Consider the following 22,937-nt stretch of genomic DNA (forward strand, 5'->3'; position numbering starts at 1 on the left):
ACACTATCCAGTGTGGGAGCGAGCCGGCTCCGGGCGGCGATCCGACGATGCATTTGACGATTTAGCGACTGGCCAGAAGTGCCTGGCCGCGCACTACAGCAGCCTTCACCTGTGCCGGCGCGGTGCCGCCGATGTGGTTACGGGCATTGACCGAGCCTTCGAGGGTCAGCACGGCGAACACGTCCTGATCGATCTGGTCGCTGAACTTGCGCAGCTCTTCCAGGCTCATTTCCGCCAGGTCCTTGCCGCTGTCCACGCCGTACTTCACGGCATGACCGACGATTTCGTGGCAATCACGGAATGGCAGGCCGCGACGCACCAGGTAGTCGGCCAGGTCGGTGGCGGTGGAGAACCCGCGCAGGGCCGCTTCGCGCATCATCGCGTGCTTGGGCTTGATCGCCGGAACCATGTCGGCAAAGGCCCGCAGCGAGTCGCGCAGGGTATCGGCGGCGTCGAACAGCGGTTCCTTGTCTTCCTGGTTGTCCTTGTTGTAGGCCAGAGGCTGGCCTTTCATCAGGGTCAACAGGCCCATCAGCGCGCCGAATACGCGACCGGTCTTGCCACGCACGAGCTCCGGTACGTCCGGGTTTTTCTTTTGCGGCATGATCGAGCTGCCGGTGCAGAAACGGTCCGGCAGATCGATGAACTGGAACTGCGCACTGGTCCACAGCACCAACTCTTCGGAGAAGCGCGACAGGTGCATCATCGCGATGCTGGCGGCCGAGCAGAATTCGATGGCGAAATCGCGATCGGAGACGTTATCCAGCGAATTGCCGCCTACCGCGTCGAAACCCAGCAGTTGAGCGGTGTATTCACGATCGATCGGATAGGTAGTGCCGGCCAGCGCGGCGCTGCCCAGCGGCATGCGGTTGGTGCGCTTGCGGCAGTCGACCAGGCGCTCGTAGTCGCGGCTGAGCATTTCGAACCAGGCCAGCATGTGGTGCCCGAACGTCACCGGCTGTGCAGTCTGCAGGTGGGTGAACCCCGGCATGATGCTGGCGGCTTCGCGCTCGGCTTGCTCCAGCAGGCCATTTTGCAGGCGGGTGATTTCGGCCAGGATCAGGTCGATTTCGTCACGCAGCCACAGGCGGATGTCGGTAGCGACCTGATCGTTACGGCTGCGGCCGGTGTGCAGTTTTTTACCGGTCACGCCGATGCGGTCGGTCAGCCGCGCCTCGATGTTCATGTGGACGTCTTCGAGGTCGATGCGCCAGTCGAACTGGCCGGCCTCGATTTCACCCTGGATGGTCTTCAGGCCATCGATGATGCTGTCGCGCTCGGCATCGGTCAGCACGCCGACCTTGGCCAGCATGGTGGCGTGGGCAATCGAGCCCATGATGTCGTGGCGATACAGGCGCTGGTCGAAGGTGACGGAGGCGGTGAAGCGGGCGACGAAGGCGTCGACGGGTTCACTGAAGCGGCCGCCCCAGGACTGATTGGTCTTGTCAGTGCTCATGAATTCGCTCGTATCGGCTTGAAGTAGGAAGGCGTGGAACGCTGACGCGGATAATAACAGGGTTGCCAATCCTGTCGCTGACACTGGTCGACAGGTTTTTTTGGGGGGACGAGTCCAGGCTTGGGTAAGCCCCGCGCATTTTTGCGGAACGATATTTTCCAATTGAGCTGTATCGTCCCGGCAACCGTCTACAGTTGGACAGTAGGATCAGCGCACTTTTCGTTGCAGCCGCTGATTATAAAAAGAGGGGAGTGTTCAGATTGCGTAACAGCAAACCCTGTGGCGACGTGTCGCCAATGCGGGCCTGGGCCGCCAATCGCCCGGCAGATGAAAATTTAGCCGCCGGACCAGCGGCACTTTTTGACGCTCGCGCTAGTCTTAGCGTGGATCGCGGTGACGGACGTCACTTCACCTGTCTACGCTATCCTTGTGCGAGACTCACGCAGGAATCCAGCGCAATATGAATGTCCTGATCGTTGATGACGAACCCTTGGCCCGCGAGCGCCTGAGCCGAATGGTTGGCGAACTCGAGGGATACAGTGTCCTGGAGCCTAGTGCCACGAATGGCGAAGAGGCGTTGGCACTGATCGACAGCCACAAACCGGATATCGTGCTGCTTGATATCCGCATGCCCGGCCTGGATGGCCTGCAAGTGGCTGCGCGGTTGTGCGAACGCGAAACCCCTCCCGCCGTGGTGTTCTGCGCCGGGCCCGATGAATTTGCCGTGGAAGCCTTACAGGCCAGCGCCGTAGGCTATCTGGTGAAACCTGTGAGAACTGAACAATTACATGACGCATTAAAGAGAGCCGAGCGCCCCAATCGTGCCCAGCTCGCCGCCCTGACCCGCCCTGCTGCCGAAAGCGGCAACGGACCGCGCAGCCATATCAGCGCCCGAACCCGTAAAGGGATCGAGCTGATTCCGCTGGATCAGGTGGTGTATTTCATTGCCGACCACAAATACGTGACCTTGCGCCACGAAGGCGGCGAAGTGCTACTCGATGAGCCGCTCAAGGCCCTCGAAGACGAATTCGGTGACCGTTTCGTGCGTATCCATCGCAATGCGCTGGTCGCCCGCGAGCGTATCGAGCGACTGCAACGCACACCCCTGGGGCATTTTCAGCTGTTCCTCAAAGGCCTCAATGGTGATGCGCTGATCGTCAGCCGGCGTCATGTGGCTGGCGTGCGCAAGATGATGCAACAGCTTTAAACAGCTGTTCGCAGGCGAATTTCACACCCGATTGCCGGACATCCGGGGCCAGGGAGGCCGAGTAGTATCTGATACAAGTCAAAGTGGATTTGGCTGAGCTGTTATTATCCGCCGTATCTATTCAGTACGGATTGATCCATGTCCTCTCGCCAGATCCGCATCGCCACCCGCAAAAGCGCTCTCGCCCTGTGGCAGGCCGAATTCGTCAAAGCCCGTCTTGAAGCGGCTCATCCGGGCCTGCTGGTGACACTCGTCCCCATGGTCAGTCGTGGTGACAAGCTGCTTGACTCACCGCTGTCGAAAATCGGCGGCAAGGGCCTGTTCGTCAAGGAACTCGAAACCGCTCTACTGGACAATGAAGCAGACATCGCCGTGCACTCCATGAAGGACGTGCCGATGGACTTCCCCGAAGGCCTTGGCCTGTTCTGCATTTGCGAAAGGGAAGACCCGCGCGACGCCTTCGTTTCCAACACCTACACCAGTCTCGATGAGTTGCCCCATGGCAGCATCGTCGGCACCTCCAGCCTGCGCCGCCAGGCTCAATTGCTGACCCGTCGCCCGGACCTGGAAATCCGCTTCCTGCGCGGCAACGTCAACACTCGCCTGGCCAAGCTCGATGCCGGCGAATACGACGCCATCATCCTCGCCGCTGCCGGCCTGATACGCCTGGGATTTGAAGATCGCATTACCTCGGCCATCAGCGTCGACGACAGCCTTCCAGCCGGTGGCCAGGGCGCGGTGGGTATCGAATGCCGCAGCGCCGACCGTGAAATCCACGCTCTGCTGGCGCCCCTGCATCACCAGGACACCGCCACCCGCGTGACCGCCGAACGCTCTCTCAACAAGCACCTCAATGGTGGCTGCCAGGTGCCGATTGCCTGCTACGCCGTGCTGGAAGGTGAGCAGGTGTGGTTGCGCGGGCTGGTGGGCGATCCAAAGGGTGGTCTGCTGCTCAGCGCAGAGGCCCGCGCTCCTCGCGGCGATGCCGAAGCGCTGGGAGTGCGAGTGGCCGAAGACCTTCTCAGCCAGGGTGCCGACGCCATACTCAAAGCGGTCTATGGCGAGGCTGGTCACGAGTGATCGGCTGGCGCTTGCTGCTGACGCGTCCCGCCGATGAGTCGGCGGCGCTGAGCAGTCTTTTGGCCGAGCAGGGGATATTCAGTAACAGTCTGCCGCTTTTGGACATCATGCCCATTGCGGCCACTGACACAATGCGCCAGGTGATTCTGGCGCTGGATCAGTTCTGCGCGGTCATTGTGGTCAGCAAGCCGGCCGCCCGGATCGGCGTCGAACTGCTCGAGCGGTATTGGCCAACACCGCCCGGTGTGAAGTGGTTCAGCGTCGGCGCGGCGACTGCGCAGATCCTCGAGGATCACGGATTGGACGTGAGCTTCCCGGCAGAGGGCGATGACAGTGAAGCCTTGCTCGAACTTTCCCGACTGCGCGAGGCTATCGCACAACCCGATGCGCGAGTGTTGATCCTGCGCGGGGAGGGCGGGCGCGAGTTGCTGGCGGAGCGTTTGCGTGAGCTTGGTGCTAGTGTCGAGTATCTGGAACTGTACCGCCGGGCATTGCCGATTTACCCGCCGACAGCGCTGCCGGAACGGATCCAGGCGGAACGCCTGAACGGGCTGGTGGTCAGCAGTGGACAAGGTTTTGAGCACCTGCATCAATTGGCCGGCGACGCCTGGCCGCAGTTGGCGCAGTTGCCGTTGTTTGTACCAAGCCCCAGGGTTGCCGAGCTGGCGCGTGCCGCCGGGGCCAAAACAGTTGTGGATTGTCGCGGTGCGAGTGCCGCGGCCTTGCTGACGGCGTTACGGGAGCATCCCGTACCCGTTTTCTAATGCAAAGGATGGATACGTGAGCGAAACAGCCTTGCCTAAAGATGACTCGCGACGGGTGATCGATGCACCTGTTGATGCACCTGTTGATGAAATGCCGCCGCCGCCACCTGCTGCCGAGCAGCGTCGAGGCAATGGTCTGGCAATCATTGCGCTGCTGTTGGGAGCGGCCGGTGTCGCGGTGGGCGGTTGGGGTGTCTGGCAGGTGCGTCACCTGCAAGCCAATAATCAGCAGCAACTGAGCCAGATGCAGGTGCTGAATGACCAGGCGCAAAACCTCAAGCTCAATGAGGAGCGCCTGAGCGCACGCCTGGCGCAATTACCTCCCGCCGATGAACTGGAAGCACGTAGCCGTCTGGTGATTCAGCTGCAAGGTGATCAGCAGCGGCTGAACCAACGGCTGGAAACCGTACTCGGCGCCAGTCGCAAGGACTGGCGTCTGGCCGAGGCCGAGCACCTGCTGCGTCTGGCCAGCCTGCGACTGTCGGCCTTGCAGGACATCAGCAGCGCCCAGGCACTGGTCCAGGGTGCCGATGAGATACTGCGCGAGCAGAACGACCCAGGCTCTTTTGCCGCTCGCGAGCAGGTGGCCAAGACCCTGATTGCCTTGCGCAGTACCGAACAACCGGATCGCACCGGGCTGTTTCTGCGTCTGGGCGCGCTGCGCGATCAAGTGGCCAGCCTCACCGAGCTGGCGCCGGAGTACAAGGACCGTGGCGATTCGTTGCTGGGTCTGACCGCCGATGGCGACGGTGCCAGCCGCTGGGCGCAATGGTGGGATCAGATTTCCCGCTACATCCGTATCGATTTCAGTGCCGACAAAAACGTTCGCCCATTGCTGGCCGGCCAGAGCCTGAGTCAGGTACGCCTGGCCCTGAGCCTGGCGCTGGAGCAAGCGCAGTGGGCCGCACTCAATGGCCAGGCGGCGGTTTACTCCCAGGTGCTGGACGAAGCGCGGGACATCCTCAAGGGCAACTTCAACCCGGACAACGCACAAAGCAAAGTAATGCTTGAGCAGGTGGCCGAGTTGAGCAAGCAACCTGTCACCGTAGTCACTCCGGACATGACCGGCACCCTGAGCGCGGTGCAGGGGTATCTGGAGCGGCGCAACCTCAATGCCGAAGATTCGGTCAAGCCACTGGCCAGGCCTGCCGCGAACACCGCGCCGGAGGCCACGCCATGAAACGCCTCTATGTGATCGTGTTCCTCGTGATCGCCGCTGCCGCTGCGCTGGGGCTGGCGATTGCCGAACACTCCGGTTACGTGCTGATTGCCTACAAGACCTTCCGCTACGAGTCGAGCCTGTGGGCTACTTTGGCGCTGGTGGCTGTGCTCTGGCTGGTGATCTGGGGCGTCAAATCGCTGGTCGAACTGGTGATGACATCCAGTGGCGTGGTCAACCCGTGGTCTCGGCGTAACCGCAGTCGTCGGGTGCAGGTGGCGATCGAGCACGGTCAACTGGACCTGGCCGAGGGTCGCTGGGCCAGTGCGCAACGTCACTTGCATCGGGCCGCCGAAGCCGAGCGCCAGCCGCTGCTTTACTACCTCGGTGCGGCCCGTGCCGCGAACGAACAAGGCCATTACGAAGAAAGCGACAACTTGCTGGAGCGCGCCCTGGAGCGTCAGCCTCAGGCCGAGTTGGCTATCGCCTTGAGCCACGCTCAGTTGCAGACCGATCGCGGTGATACCGAAGGTGCCCTCGCCACCCTGCAAGCCATGCGTGAACGCCATCCTCATAACGCACAGACCCTGCGGCAGTTGCAGCGCTTGCTTGAGCAGCGTGGTGACTGGTCGGCAGTGATTCGCCTGCTGCCGGAGCTGCGCAAAGACAAAATCCTGCCGGCGGCCGAGCTCGCCGAGCTGGAGCGTCGGGCCTGGGGGGCGAACCTGTCTCTGGCAGCGCAACGGGAAGAAAACGGAACGGAGGGGCAGCAATCGCTTGAACGTGCCTGGCAACAACTGACCTCGGCACAGCGTCAGGAGCCGCAACTGGTGCTCGCGTATGCCGAACAACTGCGTCAATTGGGGGCTCAGGTCGAGGCCGAAGAAGTGCTGCGTACTGCTCTCAAACGCAGTTACGACAGTCATCTGGCACGACTCTACGGACTGGTTCGCGGCAATGATCCGGCCCGCCAGTTGCAGGCCGCCGAAGGCTGGCTCAAGGACCATCCGGCCGATCCGGGCCTGCTACTGACACTGGGTCGTCTATGTCTGCAAAACAGTTTGTGGGGCAAGGCCCGGGACTATCTGGAAAGCAGCCTGCGTGTACAACGCAATCCGGAAGCCTGTGCGGAACTGGCACGCTTGCTGGCGCAAATGGGCGATACCGAGCGCAGCAACCAACTGTTTCAGGAAGGCCTGGGGTTATTGGATGAACGCTTGCTCGCGGCCCCTCTGCCAGTGCCAGTCCGCGCTTGACCCGTTCGCTGGCGCCAGGTTTCGGCGTCTGAGCGATGACCTGCGGCGAAGGAGTGATCGCCCTCGCCGCAGTGCGATGAATAGTTGAAATTCAGTTGCCGCATCTCGTCGCAGACAAAGTCCTACAGAGGACTACATTTTATCCTCTCGCCTGCGTCGGGATTTCCCTACGCCTGTGCTGAAGTCTCTGTGGGCACTTGCCTTGTAAGGCCGTCGTGCTTTCCTCTACCGTAATGGTCTGTCACTACTTTTACGGAAAAGCCATGTCTTTGGCCTGCTCACGCTCCTTGTTTTTCATGGCTTTCATTGCGGGCGCTCTGGCGATAGGCGTTTCCTACTACCTGGAATATGCAGTCGGCCTGCGGCCTTGTGGATTGTGTCTGTTGCAACGGTTTTGCATGGCGCTCTTTGCCGGTGTCTGCCTGTTGGCTTCGGTCCATGGCCCCGGTCGCATCGGAAACGTTCTGTATTGGCTGCTCAGTCTTTGTTGCAGCCTCGCGGGCACTGTCACGGCGTGGCGACAGGTCCTGCTGCAAAGCCTTCCGATGGAACAGGCAGCGGCGTGCTCGACCCATCTGGCGGACCTGTTGGCCAGTTCTCCGTGGCTATCCGTCGTACAACAAATGTTCAAGGGCGCTGCCGATTGTGTGGAAATTTCCTGGACGCTGTTCGATCTGAGTCTCACCGAGTGGAGCCTGCTGTTCTTCGTCGCGATGATGATTCTGGCCGTTTACCAGTCGTTGCGACTGGTCTGGACCAGCTATCAGCGACCACTCAGCGGCGAGTCGTCGCACCGGGCCTTTGCGGGCGATTAAACACTTGTATGAACTTTATCGCCTGCGTACCTTGAAGCCAGTGTCGTGCGGGCATAATCTGGCCCGCACGTGTCATTGGAATTATGTTGCTCGATGACGCTCTGCCTGAAATCGCCCCCGACGTAACAAGAGGGCGACGGGCATTGAGCAGCTGACCCACAAGGGAAGAGAGATCACCATGCTCGAAAGTTGTCAGAATGCTCAGGAACGCTGGGGTGGAGTGCACCTGCTGATCGATCGCTGGTTGCAGGAGCGCGAAGAGCTGATCGATGCATACGACAAGCTCGGTGCCGATCCAGAGGCACTGTCCACGAATCGCAAGCCATTGCAGGAGTTCTGCGGCGTGTTGGTCGATTATGTATCGGCCGGGCATTTCGAGATCTACGAACAGCTGACGGGGGAGGCCAAGGCCTTCAACGACAAGCGTGGGCTGGAGCTCGCCGAGACCATCTACCCGCGCATCGATGTCATCACTGAAAAGCTGCTTGCGTTCAATGACCTTTGCGACGAAGGCAAATGCGTTGCCGAGAAGTTCAAGGAACTGGGTAGCCTGTTGCACGAACGCTTCGAACTGGAAGACTGCCTGATCGAAGTGCTGCACACAGCCCACAAGGAAGCCGATTCGGTTCAGGCCTGAAGCACTTCCTGCAAGACCCCGAAACGGCGTGCCAAGGCACGCCGTTTTTCATTTCCGCTGTCAGCTGGTTGCACCGCGCAATTCGACTTCGAACACCAATGGAGTGAACGGTGCGATCACGTCGCCGGCACCGTCGGCGCCATAGGCTTGGGCCGACGGAATCACCAGTCGCCATTTCGCCCCGACCGGCATGTTTTGCAATGCACTGCGCCATCCGGCGATCACGCTGTCGAGACTGAACCATTGTGGCTGGCTGTTCTGATCGAACACCGTGCCATCGGGCAAGCGACCGATGTACAGCACCTGCACTTTGCCGTTCGGTCCGGCCTTGGCACCAGTGCCTGGCGTCAACTCCTTCAGCAACACGCCATCAGCCAGTTCGCGCACGCCGGGCTTGGTCTTTTCTGTGGCGAGAAAACGCTGTTCCTTTTCCAGCGCCATTTCGCTTTGCGGCTCGGCTGACTGCATGGCGATCCGGGCTTCATGTTCGGTCAATATCTGCCGGATCTGCTCGTCCTTCAGCGCCAGCGGTTTGCCCTGATAGGCCTGCTGCAATCCTTCGACCAGCGCCTGGAGTTGCAGGTCGGGAGCCTCCTGGCGCAAGCGTTCGCCAAGGCTCGCACCCAGGCTGTAAGCGAGATCGCGGGCTTCATTTTCCTGTGTTGTCGCGGCGGCTTGGGCCACCGAAAAAAACACGCACAGCGATAAAAAAAGGTAGCGCGACATGGGCACTCTCCGATCTGAATTGCGGGCGATTATGCCAGTGAGAATGCGCGCAACGGTGAACTGCTTTTGCGTCGCGACAGAAGTTTTTCGATCCTTTGCAACGCGGGGCTTTCGATAGTGTCAACATGCCCTAGCGGCGGTTGCAGCAGAGGTCTAGTATGAGCCGCACTCACTTCAGCCAGGAGGTAAACCATGTCGGCCACCAAGAAGCCAGTAAACACTCCATTGCACCTGCTCCAACAACTCTCGGGCAGCCTGCTCGAGCACCTGGAAACCGCTTGTTCCGAAGCCTTGGCTGATGCTGAAAAACTGCTCGCCAAACTGGAAAAGCAGCGCGGAAAAGCGCAAGAGAAACTGCACAAGTCCCGCACCAAATTGCAGGACGCTGCGGCGGCCGGAAAAGCCAAGGCACAAGCCAAGGCCAAGGACGCAGTGGCCGACCTTGAAGAGCTGCTCGATGCCCTCAAGGATCGTCAATCGGAAACCCGCGGCTACATTCTGCAACTCAAGCGCGATGCCCAGGAAAGCCTGAAACTGGCCCAGGGCGTCGGTCGTGTACAAGAGGCTGTCGGCAAGGCGTTGTCCCTGCGTGCAGCCAAACCTGCTGCGGCACCTGCGAAGAAAGCCGCTGCCAAACCGGTTGCTGCAAAAGCACCGGCCAAGCCGGCCGCCAAAGCACCGGTGAAAGCCGCAGCCAAACCAGCAGCGAGAAAAGCAGTCGCTGCCAGCGCTGCGAAACCGGCTGTTAAAACGACGCCAGCCAAGCCTGCCGCAGCCAAATCTAGTGCTGCAAGAACTGCTGCCGTCAAACCCGCCGTGGCGAAAACCGCGGCTGCAAAACCAGCTGCAAAAACGGCCGCTAAACCCGCAGCAAAACCCGCAGCCAGAACCGCAGCAGCGAAGCCTGCTGCGAAGCCGGCCGCCAAATCTGTCGCGGCCAAACCCGCTGTAAAACCTGCTGCGAAAACTGCGGCCAAACCCGCTGTAAAAGCAGCGGCCAAGTCGGCCGCTAAACCGGCCGCCAAACCTGCTGCGGCTAAACCTGCCGCTGCTGCCAAACCGGCCACCGCCAAACCCGCTGCCAAGCCAGCGGCGGCGAAGCCAGCTGCAAAACCAGCAGTGAAAAAACCTGTTGCCGCCAAGCCGGCCGCCGCGCCAGTTGCCAAGCCAGCCAACCCGGCTCCGGCAGCAACGTCTGCTTTAGCAGCAGCCACCTCGACAGCCACGCCAGCGCCAACGCCGGCCGCCGCATCGATCGCAGCAACCACCCCAACCAGCGCTTCCTAAGTGCCGGTTACCGCGACGCGCAGCTGATGCAGCGCGTCGCGGTCCAGGTGGGCGGCGCCTGCCGCCACACCATTGAGCCAGGCCGATAGATCGGTCGCCTCACCTTGCGGCCAACTCAACGCCGATCGTTCCAGTCGTACCAACAGATGTCGCTCGGCTTCCAGTTCGAGTGCCTTCACTTGCTCGCGCAAAGCATTCAGTTCGCCATCGTCGGCGGCAACGACTTTCCAATTCACCCGCAAGGCTCGCAGCGGTCGCACCACGTCTGCGTCCCACGGCTCGGCCACGCTACGCAGTTGCTGCAATCGGTGTTCGTTAAAGGCGACGCCACGTTCTCCCAGCCACAGTCCGCAGAGTAGCAAGCACACATTGATGCCCGCCGACTGCAATTGCAGGCATGCGGGTTCAACGCCGGGCTGGGCATAAGTACTAAGGGAAAAACTCCACAGGTCAGAGGACATAGTGCTACTCGCGCCAGTTGCGAGCGAAGCTGGTAGACTCCGCCGCCATTATGATTCGACTTCAGAACCTGACTTTACAGCGTGGCCCGCAACGTCTGCTAGAAGACGCCGAGCTGACCCTGCACGCCGGCCACAAAGCCGGCCTCATCGGTGCCAACGGCGCCGGCAAATCGAGCCTGTTCGCCTTGCTTAGGGGCGAGCTGCACCCGGACTCGGGTGATTGCTTCCTGCCGGCCGACTGGCGTATCGCCCACATGCGCCAGGAGGTCGACACCCTCGAACGCCTGGCGGTCGACTACGTGCTCGATGGCGACCTGCGCCTGCGCCAGGTGCAACGCGACCTGGCGGCAGCCGAAGCGGCCCATGACGGTGCCGCACAGGCCCGCCTGCACTCCGAACTCGACAGCGCTGACGGTTACACCGCCGACGCCCGGGCGCGCAAGTTGCTGGCCGGTCTCGGGTTCACCAATGAGCAGATGGATCGTCAGGTCGGGGATTTCTCCGGTGGCTGGCGGATGCGTCTGAACCTGGCACAGGCCTTGATGTGCCCATCGGACCTGCTGCTGCTCGACGAACCGACCAACCACCTGGACCTCGACGCCATCATCTGGCTCGAAGAATGGCTCAAGAGCTATCCCGGCACCTTGATGCTGATTTCCCACGACCGCGACTTCCTCGATGCCGTGGTCGATCACGTGGCCCACGTCGATCAGCGCAAAATCACCCTGTACCGCGGTGGCTACAGTGCCTTCGAGCGTGCCCGTGCCGAACGCCTGGCCCAGCAACAGCAGGCCTACGAGAAGCAGCAGGTGCAACGTGCGCACATGGAAAGCTACATCGCCCGCTTCAAGGCCCAGGCCACCAAGGCGCGTCAGGCCCAGAGCCGGATCAAGGCACTGGAGCGGATGGAAGAGCTGACCGCTGCCCACGTCGATTCGCCGTTCGACTTTGTCTTCCGTGAATCGCAGAAGATTTCCAGCCCGCTGATCGACCTGTCCGATGCCCGCCTGGGTTACGGCGACAAAGCCGTGCTGGAGAAGGTCAAGCTGCAACTGACCCCGGGTGCGCGAATCGGTCTGCTCGGCCCGAACGGTGCCGGTAAATCGACCCTGATCAAGAACCTTGCCGGTGAGCTCTCGCCATTGGCCGGTCGCTTGACCCGTGGCGAGAACACCGTGGTCGGTTACTTCGCCCAGCATCAACTCGATTCTCTGGATTCCAAGGCCAGCCCTTTGCTGCACTTGCAGCGCCTGGCGCCGACCGAGCGCGAACAGACCCTGCGCGACTTCCTCGGCGGTTTCGACTTCCGTGGCGCGCGAATCGACGAACCGGTACTGAATTTCTCCGGTGGCGAGAAAGCGCGCCTGGCGTTGGCCTTGATTGCCTGGGACCGACCGAACCTGTTGCTGCTCGACGAACCGACCAACCACCTGGACCTGGAAATGCGCCTGGCGTTGACCATGGCCCTGCAGGAATTCAGTGGTGCGGTACTGGTGGTCTCTCACGATCGTCACTTGCTCAAAAGCACCACCGACAATTTCTATCTGGTGGCGGACGGCAAAGTCGAAGAGTTCGACGGCGATCTGGAGGACTACACCCGCTGGCTGGTGGAGTATCGCCAGCGCAACGCCCCGGTCAGCAACACGCCGGTCAACCCGGACAAGACCGACAAGAAAGCCCAGCGTCAGGCCGCTGCTGCGTTGCGTCAGCAACTGGCACCGCACAAGCGCGAGGCTGACAAGCTCGAAGCCGAGCTGGGCAAGGTCCACGAAAAGCTGGCGAAAATCGATGCCAGTCTCGGCGACAGTGACATCTACGAACCGGCACGTAAGAACGAATTGCGTGATCTGCTAGCCGAACAGGCCAAGCTGAAGGTGCGTGAGGCGGAGCTGGAGGAAGCGTGGATGGAAGCCCTGGAATTGCTGGAAGGCATGCAGGCGGAGCTGGAGGCACTGTCCTGATGGACGCCTTCAAGCTGCCGCTGCCGGCGGTGTGGGTCGAGCCGATCTGGCTCGGCGTGCAAATCCTGCTGATCCTGCTCGCCGGTTACATCACCCAGCGCTTTGTTGCCAAATGCCTGACTCGTCTCGGTGAGCGCTACCCGTTTCCGCCGCAGTTGCTGATGCCGCTGCGCGGGGGCCTGCGCTGGCTGATCATGGGCAGTGCGTTGATTTTCGTGCTGGGGCGCCTCGGGGTTTCGGCCACGGTGCTCTGGACCGCGCTATCCGGTTTTGTCGCGGTCGCGGCGGTGGCGTTTTTCGCCATGTGGAGCGTGCTCTCCAATCTGCTCTGCGCGATTCTGATCTTTACCGTCGGTCCGTTCCGCCTCGGTGATGTGGTCGAGTTGGTGGACACCACCGACAAGCCTGGCGTCAAAGGCCGGGTGGTGGCGATCAACCTGCTGTACACCACGCTGATCGAGGCCGAAGAACTCGGCACTGGCAGCGCCATGGTGCAGGTGCCCAACAGTTTGTTCTTCCAGCGTTCGGTGCGGCGCTGGCGGGGGACGGATGGTTTCCCTTCAAGCGGGTTTGAGAAGTAAGCCAGCTCAAGATCTTTGCTTTTGGCTGTTAGCAGTCGCCATGTCCTACAAAAAATCGGTAGTCATCCAATCAAAGCCGCATTAGTTTAGACGTCTGTCACGAGTCTGAGTCGAGGTGTGCAATGGAGCTTGAAACATGGCTGGCGTTTTTTGCCGCCTGCTGGGTGATCAGCCTGTCCCCCGGTGCCGGCGCCATTGCGTCGATGTCCAGCGGTCTGCAATACGGATTCTGGCGCGGCTACTGGAACGCCCTGGGTCTGCAATTGGGCCTTGCAGTGCAGATCGCCATCGTCGGCGCCGGTGTGGGCGCGATTCTGACGGCGTCGGCCACAGCCTTCTATGCGATCAAATGGTTCGGCGTGGCGTACCTGGTCTACCTCGCGATCAAGCAATGGCGTGCGCTGCCAAGCGATATGAGCGATGACGCGGCGGTGCGTCAGATCGGCAAGCCGATGGCCCTGGTGTTCCGTGGTTTCCTGGTGAACATCAGTAACCCCAAGGCGCTGGTGTTCATGCTGGCGGTGTTGCCGCAGTTCATCGATCCCCATGCTCCACTGCTGATTCAGTATCTGGTGATCGGCGTGACCATGATCTGCGTCGACTTGATCGTCATGGCCGGCTACACCGGTCTGGCGTCCAGGGTGTTGCGTCTGCTGCGCACACCGAAACAGCAAAAACGCATGAATCGGACCTTTGCCGGACTGTTCATCGGTGCGGCAGCATTCATGGCGACGCTGCGCAAAGCTGCGGTCTAAACCCGCAGAAATCCAGGAAGGCGACCCATGAGGTCGCCTTTTTCATTGGTGTATCAATACCTTGGAGAGCCCGTGATTTCACCGGAAGTCCCGACAATGCTTGAGCGAAACCCGTTGGGCGTTAACAATATGTAACTTCGTTTTTCAAATTGAGATTCATTCATGATTGCCCCCTCCCGTTTGCTGGCCTGGCTGTTGCTGCCGCTGTTCGCGGCGTGCAGCGTTCAACTGCTGGCCGCCCCCGCCGAAGGTGCGCCGCAGGCGCTGCACTTGCTCGATTACATCGGCGCGGATTACCCGGACACGGTGCAGGCGGGCAGCATCACGGACCAGGCCGGATTTCGCGCGCAACAAGAGTCGGTCAAGACGCTGGGAAGTCTGATTGCGGCCATGCCGGCCAAACCGGAAAAAGCCGCGCTGGAGCAAAGCCTGACCGCGCTGGGAAATTCCATCGGCGCCCGTCAGGACGGTGCTGATGTCACTCGCCAGGCCCGGCAACTCGGTGCAAAGCTGGCTGTGGCCTATGAAGTCAGCCAGGCCCCGGTCATTACGCCGGACCCGGCGCGTGGCGCGCCGTTGTACGCTCAGCATTGCTCGGTCTGCCATGGCGATACAGGGGCCGGCGACGGCCCGGCGGGCGTCGGGATGAAGCCACCGCCGTCCAACCTGCGCGATACCAAGCGGCTGGATCGACAGAGCCTCTACGCGATCTACAGCACCTTGGGTCTGGGCGTCGAGGGGACTGACATGCCGGCCTTTGCCGATCAACTGGATGATCGTCAGCGTTGGGACCTTGCCACCTATATCGCCAGCTTCAGTGTTGACCCGGCGACGGCCAAGGCTGAAAAGACCTACAACATCGCCGACCTGGCTCGTCAGACCCCGGCGGAAGTACAGACCGCCGAAGGCCCGCAAGCCACCGCAACCTTCCGTGCCCAGCGGGCGCAACCGCCGCAGGTCAAGCGTGGCCCGGCGCAACTGCTCGACTACACCGCAGCCACTCTGGACAAGAGCATCGCGGCGTATCGTACCGGTGAGCATGATCAGGCTTATGACTTATCCGTAGCGGCGTATCTGGAAGGCTTCGAGCTGGTTGAGAGCTCGCTGGATAACATTGACGCCAACGTGCGTAAAGACACTGAAAAATCCCTGATGGCCTACCGTCAGTCGTTGCAGGACGGTCTGCCGGTGAGCGAGGTCGAGCAGCGCCTGGACGTGGCCAAGGCCAAGTTGAAGGCATCGGCCGGCCTGCTGGGCAACGACGGTTTGAGCTGGTCGCTGAGTTACATTTCCGGCCTGCTGATTCTGCTGCGCGAAGGTCTGGAAGCGATTCTGGTGCTGGCGGCGATCCTGGCTTTCCTGCGCAACACGGGTCAACAGGCGGCGGTACGCAGCGTCAACGCCGGTTGGGGGTTGGCGTTTTTGGCGGGACTGGGTACCTGGGCGCTGGCAGCCTATGTGATCGACGTCAGCGGTTCGCAGCGCGAATTGCTGGAAGGTGCGACGGCGTTGTTTGCCAGTGTCATGGTGTTGTGGCTGGGCGTGTGGATGCATGACCGTCGTCACGCGGCGGCCTGGCAGGATTACATCAAGACCAGCCTTGTGGGTGGCGGTGGGCGTTTCGGCTTTGCGACCCTGGCGTTTTTCTCGGTGTATCGCGAACTGTTCGAAGTGATTCTGTTCTACGAAACCCTGTGGTTGCAGGCAGGTCCGGCGGGGCATAACGCGGTGCTGGCCGGTGGGGCTACGGCGCTGGTGCTGCTGGTCGTCCTGGCCTGGGTGATTTTGCGCGGTTCGGCGAAGCTGCCGCTGGCGCTGTTCTTCAGCATCAACGCCGGTCTTTTGTGCGCCTTGTCGGTGGTGTTTGCCGGGCATGGCGTGAAAGCGCTGCAAGAAGCCGGGATCTTCGGCACTCGACCGGTGCCGTTCTTTGACTTTGAATGGTTGGGGATCCATGCCGATGCGTATTCGCTGAGTGCACAGGCTGTGGCGATTGCAGCAATCATCGTGTTGTATGGCCGTAGCCGGGTGGTTGAGAAGCAGCGGGTGCAGGTTTCTTAAAGGGCATTCGCTGCGCTCATATTCGCGGGCAATAGAGGAAAACATGATGCGTGTGTGGATCGATGCCGACGCCTGCCCACGGGCAGCCAAGGATCTGGTGGTGAAGTTCGCCCTCAAGCGCCAGTTCGAAGTGGTGCTGGTGGCCGGGCAGCCGCAAATCAAGCCGGGTCTGGCGCTGGTCAAGCTGATCGTGGTGCCGAGCGGCCCGGATGCAGCGGACGATTATCTGGTGGAACACGCGGTGCCCGGTGAGCTGGTGATCTGCAGCGACGTGCCATTGGCCGACCGTTTGGTGAAGAAGGGCGTGGCTGCGCTCGATCCACGGGGCAAGGAGTTTGATGCGCAGAACATGGGGGAGCGGTTGGCGGTGCGCAACCTGTTCACCGATTTGCGCGAACAGGGGCAAATGGGTGGGGGGCCAGCGCCGTTCGGCGACCGTGAGAAGCAGGCGTTTGCTAATGCGCTGGACCGGATTTTGACTCGGCTCACCCGCAAAACCTGAGCCTGTCAGTGAACCCTGTGGGAGCGAGCTTGCTCGCGATAGCGGACTTACAGACAACATTGATGTTGAATGTGCTGGCCCCATCGCGAGCAAGCTCGCTCCCACAGTTTTGAAGGGGGTCAGGCGTCGTCTTCGTGGGTCAGTTCCAGTACCCGGTCCACCAGTTTGTTGATCCCCGATGCGGCTTCGCTGATGCTCTGCGCCAGCATGTAAGCCGGAGTGCTCACCAGTTTGCGCGCCTTGTCCTCGACGATGTCACTGACCGCGCAATCGGCATGGGTGGCACCCATCTTGTTCATCGCGGCAGCGGTGTCGGTGTCATTGCCAATGGTGCAGGTGACGCCGGGGCCGTAGATCTTTGCCGCCAGGGCAGGGGAGATACACATCAACCCCACCGGCTTGCCGGCCTCGGCAAAGGCTTCGGTCAATGCCAGGACATCCGGTTGAACGGTGCAGCCAGCGCCTTCGATGGCGAAGTTGGACAGGTTCTTGGCCGAGCCGAAGCCGCCGGGCACGATCAGCGCATCGAACTCATCGACGTTCGCGTCACGGATATCCTTGATGTTGCCCCGGGCTATCCGTGCCGACTCCACCAGCACGTTGCGCGATTCAGGCATTTCTTCGCCGGTCAGGTGATTGATCACATGCAACTGCGCGATGTTCGGTGCGAAACACTGCACCTGGGCACCGCGCTGGTCCAGACGCAGCAGGGTGATGACGCTCTCGTGGAGCTCGGCGCCGTCGTACACGCCACAACCGGAAAGGATCACTGCAACTTTTTTGCTCATGGGCTTTTCTCCAGATTCATGGCGTTAAATGTCCACTAATTTGTCACTCGTTGCCATAGGGTTAATTCACGACTACACATAGCATCTGTCCTCAAGATTCCGGTCAGGGCGCGTCATGGACTTCATTCTGTATGCGGTGCCGTTTTTCTTTGTGCTGATCGCCGTCGAACTGCTGGCCGACCGTTGGCGCGGGGTCAGTAATTATCGGGTGGCGGACGCGATCAACAGCATCAGCACCGGCGTGCTGTCGACCACCACGGGGCTGCTGACCAAAGGCGTGGGGCTGGTGACCTACGCGTTCGCCCTCAAGTACCTGGCGCTGTTCGAACTGTCGGTCGACAGTGTGTGGGTCTGGGTGTTCGCCTTTGTCTTCTATGACTTCTGCTACTACTGGCTGCACCGCATGGGCCACGAGCGCAACATCCTCTGGGCCGCCCATTCGGTGCATCACCAGAGTGAGGACTACAACCTGTCCACGGCGTTGCGCCAGACCAGTACCGGATTCCTGCTGAGCTGGATCTTCTATCTGCCGATGGCCGTGTTCGGCGTGCCGCTGCTGATGTTCGTCAGCGTCGCGGCGCTCAACCTGCTCTACCAGTTCTGGGTGCACACCCGGCACATTCCCAAGCTTGGCTGGTTCGAATGGTTCTTTGTCACGCCGTCCAATCATCGGGCTCACCATGCACAGAACGCTCTCTACATGGATCGCAACTACGGCGGCGTGTTCATTATTTGGGACCGTCTGTTCGGCTCGTTCCAGGAAGAAGACGACAACGAGCCGGTGATCTTCGGTGTGACCACGCCGCTGGCGAGCTGGAATCCTGTGTGGGCAAACGTGCAGTTCTACGCGCAGTTGTGGGCAGATGCGCGGCGTGCCGAGAGCACCTGGGACAAGCTGCGGATCTGGTTCATGCGCACCGGTTGGCGCCCGGCGGACGTGGCGGCCAAATACCCGATGAACAAGCCGGACCTGTCCTTGTTCCGCAAATTCGAGGTGCCGCTGGACGGGCGTCAGCAGCTTTATATCCTGCTGCAGTTCTGCGTCTACATCGCGCTGGGCAGCTACTTGATGAATCTTGAACCGAAACTGCCAGTCGCCGCCCTTATGTTGGGTTGGGGGGCGGTGGCGTTCGGTCTGTTTGTGCTGGGCGTGGCCCTGGAGAATCGCCCGTGGGCGTTGAAGCTGGAGTGGGTGCGGCTGGCGTCGAATCTGCCATTGGTATGGCTGGCCCCGATGGTGGGGTTGTGGCCGGCCAGTGCGGTGGGCTGGGTCGGCCTGCTCAGTTACAGCCTGTTGAGCGGAATCGGTCTCTACTGTTGCAGAAATCGCATTACTCGGTTGGCGTCGTAGGACCCTCGATTTTGGTTCGTTCGACCTTCATGGCTTGCTCGTCGGCGTAGACCTGCCTGGCCAGGCGGGCATTCTTGAAGCGCCGGCGCAGCCATAGCACGAATCCCAGGACCAGCAGGGCGCCGAGCACCCAGAGTTCGTACTTCTTCACACTGCCGAGCATGCCTTCGAGCACGGCGCCGAAATGGTACGCGGCCGCCGCCAATGCGGCGGCCCAGATCGCCGCGCCAATCCCGTTGAGCAGCAGGTAACGGCCCGGCGGATAGCCCGACAGCCCGATGGCCACCGGCATGACCGTGCGCAAACCGTAGACGAAGCGGAAGCTCAGCACCCAGATGTCCGGATGCTTGCGAATRTGTTCCAGCGCCCGGTCGCCCATCATTTGCCAGCGCGGTTTGCGCGCCAGCAGCTTGCGACCGTGCTTGCGTCCCAGGAAGTACCACAGTTGGTCGCCGGCATAGCTGCCGAAGAAGGCCACGACCACCACCAGGTTGATGTCCATGTATCCACGGAACGCGAGGAAGCCCGCGAGTACCAGAATGGTTTCGCCTTCGAAGAACGTGCCTAGAAAGAGGGCAAAGTAGCCGAAGTCATGCAGGAATTGTTGGAGCATTGTCTGGGTGCTGGCGAAATGAACGCGCAGCCTAACCCTTCGGACACATTCAGGAAAGTGTCCAAATGTGTCTCGACGTGAACATTTCCTACAAGGACAATGGAATGCGGCTACCTGTCGCAGCGTGCACATAACTGTAATACGTTCGTCATAATGGCCGCTTATAACTGTCACGCTCGCACGTCTGCGGGCTCAGGAGTCTGCCGTGAGCTTTGCCCCCGCCAACCGTTTGTTCCCCGCAACCCGCCTGCGCCGCAACCGTCGTGATGACTTCTCGCGTCGTCTGGTCCGTGAAAATGTCCTGACCGTCGATGACCTGATCCTGCCGGTATTCGTGCTGGACGGTGAAAACCGTCGCGAAGCGGTGGCCTCGATGCCGGGTGTCGAACGCCTGACCATTGACCTGTTGCTGGAAGAGGCGGCCAAGTGGGTCGAGCTGGGGATTCCGGCGCTGGCGCTGTTCCCGGTAACACCCTCGGAGCTCAAGTCGCTGGACGCCGCCGAAGCGTGGAACCCGGAAGGCATCGCCCAACGCGCGACCCGTGCGCTGCGTGCGCAATTCCCTGAGCTGGGCGTGATCACCGACGTCGCCCTGGACCCGTTCACCACCCACGGCCAGGACGGCATTCTTGATGAAGTAGGCTACGTGCAGAACGACATCACCGTCGACGCACTGGTCAGGCAAGCCCTGTCCCTCGCCGAAGCCGGCGCCCAGGTCGTGGCGCCATCGGACATGATGGACGGCCGCATCCAGGCGATCCGCGAAGCCCTCGAGGTGGCCGGTCACGTCAACGTGCGGATCATGGCCTACTCGGCCAAGTATGCCAGCGCCTATTACGGCCCGTTCCGCGATGCGGTCGGTTCGGCGCTGAACCTGGGCAAGGCCAACAAGGCCTCCTATCAGATGGACCCGGCCAACAGCAACGAAGCCCTGCACGAAGTGGCGGCGGACTTGTCAGAAGGTGCAGACATGGTCATGGTCAAGCCAGGCATGCCGTACCTGGACATCCTGTGCCGGGTAAAAGAAGAATTCAAAGTGCCGACGTTTGTTTATCAAGTCAGCGGCGAATACGCCATGCACATGGCGGCGATCCAGAATGGCTGGTTGAGCGAAGGGGTTATCCTCGAGTCCCTGACCGCTTTCAAACGTGCAGGGGCAGATGGCATCCTGACGTACTTTGCCGTTCGTGCTGCTCAATTGTTACGAGAGCAAAAATAGCCCTCCCAGGAACATTCGATGAATACCGAAGTGCTCACTGAAGTTGCCGTAAAAGACGCTCAACCTGTGGTGGAGCAAGTCGACGAGACCCCGCCGGAGCTGGAGCCGGCTCCGCCCGCGGCGGTCGTCGAGACCGCTGCGCCAGTGCCAGCGGTGGCCATCCCCGGTCTGGATGACAGCAGCCTGTACATCCACCGCGAGCTCTCGCAACTGCAGTTCAATATCCGCGTGCTGGAGCAGGCGCTGGACGAGTCCTACCCGTTGCTGGAGCGGCTGAAGTTTCTGCTGATCTTCTCCAGCAACCTGGACGAGTTCTTCGAAATTCGTGTCGCCGGCCTGAAGAAGCAGATCACTTTCGCCCGTGAACAGGCCGGTGCCGATGGTCTGCAACCGCACCAGGCCCTGGCTCGCATCAGTGAGCTGGTTCACGGTCACGTCGATCGTCAGTACGCAATCCTCAATGACATTCTGTTGCCGGAGCTGGAAAAACATCAGGTCCGCTTCATCCGTCGCCGCAATTGGACGACCAAGCTCAAAACCTGGGTCCGCCGCTATTTCCGCGACGAGATCGCCCCGATCATCACCCCGATCGGCCTCGACCCGACGCACCCGTTCCCATTGCTGGTGAACAAGAGCCTGAACTTCATCGTCGAACTCGAAGGTATCGACGCCTTCGGTCGCGATTCCGGTCTGGCGATCATCCCGGCGCCACGCCTGCTGCCGCGCATCATCAAGGTGCCGGAAGAAGTCGGCGGCGCAGGCGACAACTACGTGTTCCTGTCGTCGATGATCCACGCCCATGCCGATGACCTGTTCCAGGGGATGAAGGTCAAGGGCTGCTACCAGTTCCGCCTGACCCGGAACGCCGACCTGGCGCTGGATTCCGAAGATGTAGAAGACCTGGCCCGTGCCTTGCGCGGCGAGCTGTTCTCCCGTCGTTATGGCGATGCGGTACGTCTGGAAGTGGCTGATACCTGCCCGAAACACCTGTCCGACTACCTGCTCAAGCAGTTCAACCTGGGCGAGAGCGAGTTGTATCAGGTCAACGGTCCGGTGAACCTGACGCGGCTGTTCAGCATCACTGGTCTGGACAGCCAGCGCGAGTTGCAATATCTGCCGTTCACCCCGCAGATCCCGAAACTGCTGCAGAACAGCGAGAACATTTTCAGCGTGATCAGCAAGCAGGACATCTTGCTGCTGCACCCGTTCGAGTCGTTCACCCCGGTGGTCGACCTACTGCGCCAGGCCGCCAAGGATCCGCACGTGCTGGCGGTGCGCCAGACGCTGTACCGTTCTGGCGCCAACTCGGAAATCGTCGATGCGCTGGTGGATGCGGCGCGTAACGGTAAGGAAGTCACCGCGGTGATCGAGTTGCGTGCGCGGTTCGACGAAGAATCCAACCTGCAACTGGCCAGCCGTCTGCAAGCGGCCGGTGCGGTGGTGATCTATGGCGTGGTCGGCTTCAAGACACACGCCAAGATGATGCTGATCCTGCGTCGCGAGGCGGGTGAAATCGTGCGTTACGCGCACCTCGGCACGGGTAACTACCACGCCGGCAACGCCCGCCTGTACACCGACTACAGCCTGCTGACCTCCGACGATGCCTTGTGCGAAGACGTCGGCAAACTGTTCAGTCAGTTGATCGGCATGGGCAAGACGCTGCGCATGAAGAAATTGCTGCACGCGCCGTTTACCCTGAAAAAGGGCATGCTCGACATGATTGCCCGCGAAACCCAGTTCGCCCTCGACGGCAAACCGGCGCACATCATCGCCAAGTTCAACTCGCTGACCGATCCGAAGATCATCCGCGCGCTGTACAAGGCCAGTCAGTCAGGCGTGCGCATCGATCTGGTGGTGCGTGGCATGTGCTGCCTGCGGCCGGGCATCGCCGGGGTCTCCCACAACATCCACGTGCGTTCGATCATTGGCCGCTTCCTGGAACACACCCGGGTCTTCTACTTCCTCAACGGTGGCGACGAGCAGATGTACCTGTCCAGTGCCGACTGGATGGAACGCAACCTCGACAAGCGCGTCGAGACTTGCTTCCCGGTGGAAGGCAAGAAGCTGATCATGCGGGTCAAGAAAGAACTGGAGTTGTATCTGACCGATAACACCCACAGCTGGAGCCTGCAGTCGGACGGTCGTTACATCCGTAACACACCAACCGGCAACCAGAATCCGCGCAGCGCCCAGGCTACGTTACTGGAGCGTTTGGGCAGTCCGATACTGGCTGTTCGTTAACGCAGCGACCCTAAAAA

The 22,937-nt window shown here is 60.9% G+C and carries 21 protein-coding genes and 1 pseudogene; 17 read left to right on the forward strand and 5 right to left on the reverse strand.

Features of this window, described 5'->3' with window-relative positions; translation table 11 throughout:
- Positions 1-61 precede the first annotated feature (61 nt).
- Entirely contained in the window at positions 62-1,456 is a 1,395-nt protein-coding gene (argH, locus tag AC1DVH_RS14090) for an argininosuccinate lyase (RefSeq protein WP_477754313.1), read from the reverse strand.
- 341 nt (positions 1,457-1,797) lie between these two features.
- Between argH and AC1DVH_RS14095 the strand changes: the two are divergent.
- From AC1DVH_RS14095 to rsd, 8 genes and pseudogenes are all read left to right on the forward strand, one after another.
- Positions 1,798-1,920: pseudogene (locus tag AC1DVH_RS14095) on the forward strand (sensor histidine kinase); the annotation flags it as partial.
- Complete coding sequence (locus tag AC1DVH_RS14100; protein ID WP_223456459.1) at positions 1,917-2,663, forward strand: LytR/AlgR family response regulator transcription factor; 747 nt, start codon at positions 1,917-1,919, stop codon at positions 2,661-2,663. The pseudogene AC1DVH_RS14095 and the gene AC1DVH_RS14100, both read left to right, overlap by 4 nt.
- Positions 2,664-2,801: 138 nt before the next feature.
- Complete coding sequence (hemC, locus tag AC1DVH_RS14105; RefSeq protein ID WP_477754314.1) at positions 2,802-3,743, forward strand: hydroxymethylbilane synthase; 942 nt, start codon at positions 2,802-2,804, stop codon at positions 3,741-3,743.
- Entirely contained in the window at positions 3,740-4,507 is a 768-nt protein-coding gene (locus AC1DVH_RS14110) for a uroporphyrinogen-III synthase (protein WP_477754315.1), read from the forward strand. Before hemC ends, AC1DVH_RS14110 begins: the two co-directional genes overlap by 4 nt.
- Positions 4,508-4,523: 16 nt before the next feature.
- Positions 4,524-5,687: a uroporphyrinogen-III C-methyltransferase gene (locus tag AC1DVH_RS14115; protein ID WP_477754316.1), complete on the forward strand. Its 1,164-nt coding sequence runs from the start codon at positions 4,524-4,526 to the stop codon at positions 5,685-5,687.
- Positions 5,684-6,922, forward strand: a complete 1,239-nt coding sequence (locus AC1DVH_RS14120; RefSeq protein ID WP_477754317.1) for a heme biosynthesis HemY N-terminal domain-containing protein — start codon at positions 5,684-5,686, stop codon at positions 6,920-6,922. The genes AC1DVH_RS14115 and AC1DVH_RS14120 overlap by 4 nt, the downstream gene beginning before the upstream one ends.
- A gap of 263 nt (positions 6,923-7,185) precedes the next feature.
- The gene (locus tag AC1DVH_RS14125) at positions 7,186-7,737 is read left to right on the forward strand and encodes a disulfide bond formation protein B (RefSeq protein ID WP_477754318.1); all 552 of its coding nucleotides are present in this window, start codon (positions 7,186-7,188) and stop codon (positions 7,735-7,737) included.
- A 178-nt stretch (positions 7,738-7,915) separates the two neighbouring features.
- Positions 7,916-8,374, forward strand: coding sequence for a sigma D regulator (rsd, locus tag AC1DVH_RS14130; RefSeq protein WP_477754319.1), 459 nt, complete (start codon positions 7,916-7,918; stop codon positions 8,372-8,374).
- Between the two features lie 60 nt (positions 8,375-8,434).
- On the opposite strand, the gene AC1DVH_RS14135 is transcribed toward rsd, so the two are convergent.
- On the reverse strand, positions 8,435-9,100 hold the full coding sequence (locus AC1DVH_RS14135; protein WP_477754320.1) for an FKBP-type peptidyl-prolyl cis-trans isomerase: 666 nt from the start codon (positions 9,098-9,100) through the stop codon (positions 8,435-8,437).
- 192 nt (positions 9,101-9,292) lie between these two features.
- On the opposite strand from AC1DVH_RS14135, the gene AC1DVH_RS14140 reads away from it, so the two are divergent.
- Positions 9,293-10,387 carry an AlgP family protein gene (locus AC1DVH_RS14140; RefSeq protein WP_477754321.1) on the forward strand — a complete coding sequence of 365 codons (1,095 nt, stop codon included), beginning with the start codon at positions 9,293-9,295 and terminating at the stop codon, positions 10,385-10,387.
- On the opposite strand, the gene AC1DVH_RS14145 is transcribed toward AC1DVH_RS14140, so the two are convergent.
- Entirely contained in the window at positions 10,384-10,848 is a 465-nt protein-coding gene (locus AC1DVH_RS14145) for a TIGR02444 family protein (RefSeq protein ID WP_477754322.1), read from the reverse strand. The genes AC1DVH_RS14140 and AC1DVH_RS14145 overlap by 4 nt on opposite strands.
- Positions 10,849-10,898: 50 nt before the next feature.
- Here AC1DVH_RS14145 and AC1DVH_RS14150 point away from each other — a divergent pair, with 50 nt between their 5' ends.
- The 5 genes from AC1DVH_RS14150 to AC1DVH_RS14170 all read left to right on the forward strand — a co-directional run bounded on the left by AC1DVH_RS14150 (position 10,899) and on the right by AC1DVH_RS14170 (position 16,708).
- A complete protein-coding gene (locus AC1DVH_RS14150) occupies positions 10,899-12,809 on the forward strand; it encodes an ATP-binding cassette domain-containing protein (protein ID WP_477754323.1) in 1,911 nt (636 codons plus the stop codon).
- Positions 12,809-13,390 (forward strand): mechanosensitive ion channel domain-containing protein, encoded by a 582-nt coding sequence (locus AC1DVH_RS14155; RefSeq protein WP_477754324.1) that lies wholly within the window; start codon positions 12,809-12,811, stop codon positions 13,388-13,390. The genes AC1DVH_RS14150 and AC1DVH_RS14155 overlap by 1 nt, the downstream gene beginning before the upstream one ends.
- A 122-nt stretch (positions 13,391-13,512) precedes the next feature.
- Positions 13,513-14,145 carry a homoserine/homoserine lactone efflux protein gene (gene rhtB / locus AC1DVH_RS14160; protein WP_477754325.1) on the forward strand — a complete coding sequence of 211 codons (633 nt, stop codon included), beginning with the start codon at positions 13,513-13,515 and terminating at the stop codon, positions 14,143-14,145.
- A gap of 162 nt (positions 14,146-14,307) precedes the next feature.
- Positions 14,308-16,206, forward strand: coding sequence for an FTR1 family protein (locus tag AC1DVH_RS14165; RefSeq protein WP_477754326.1), 1,899 nt, complete (start codon positions 14,308-14,310; stop codon positions 16,204-16,206).
- A 46-nt stretch (positions 16,207-16,252) separates the two neighbouring features.
- Positions 16,253-16,708, forward strand: a complete 456-nt coding sequence (locus tag AC1DVH_RS14170; protein ID WP_477754331.1) for a YaiI/YqxD family protein — start codon at positions 16,253-16,255, stop codon at positions 16,706-16,708.
- Between the two features lie 119 nt (positions 16,709-16,827).
- Here the strand turns inward: AC1DVH_RS14170 and elbB are convergent, their stop codons facing one another.
- Positions 16,828-17,496 carry an isoprenoid biosynthesis glyoxalase ElbB gene (gene elbB / locus AC1DVH_RS14175; RefSeq protein ID WP_108217183.1) on the reverse strand — a complete coding sequence of 223 codons (669 nt, stop codon included), beginning with the start codon at positions 17,494-17,496 and terminating at the stop codon, positions 16,828-16,830.
- Positions 17,497-17,611: 115 nt separating this feature from the next.
- On the opposite strand from elbB, the gene AC1DVH_RS14180 reads away from it, so the two are divergent.
- A complete protein-coding gene (locus tag AC1DVH_RS14180; protein ID WP_477754327.1) occupies positions 17,612-18,847 on the forward strand; it encodes a sterol desaturase family protein in 1,236 nt (411 codons plus the stop codon).
- Here the strand turns inward: AC1DVH_RS14180 and AC1DVH_RS14185 are convergent.
- Entirely contained in the window at positions 18,828-19,460 is a 633-nt protein-coding gene (locus AC1DVH_RS14185) for a DedA family protein (RefSeq protein ID WP_477754328.1), read from the reverse strand. The genes AC1DVH_RS14180 and AC1DVH_RS14185 overlap by 20 nt on opposite strands.
- A 205-nt stretch (positions 19,461-19,665) precedes the next feature.
- Between AC1DVH_RS14185 and hemB the strand changes: the two genes are divergently transcribed.
- Both hemB and ppk1 read left to right on the forward strand, forming a co-directional pair.
- Entirely contained in the window at positions 19,666-20,679 is a 1,014-nt protein-coding gene (gene hemB, locus AC1DVH_RS14190) for a porphobilinogen synthase (protein ID WP_477754329.1), read from the forward strand.
- A gap of 18 nt (positions 20,680-20,697) precedes the next feature.
- Complete coding sequence (gene ppk1, locus AC1DVH_RS14195; protein WP_477754330.1) at positions 20,698-22,920, forward strand: polyphosphate kinase 1; 2,223 nt, start codon at positions 20,698-20,700, stop codon at positions 22,918-22,920.
- Positions 22,921-22,937 lie beyond the last annotated feature (17 nt).

This window comes from Pseudomonas sp. P4_C3, assembly GCF_056402075.1.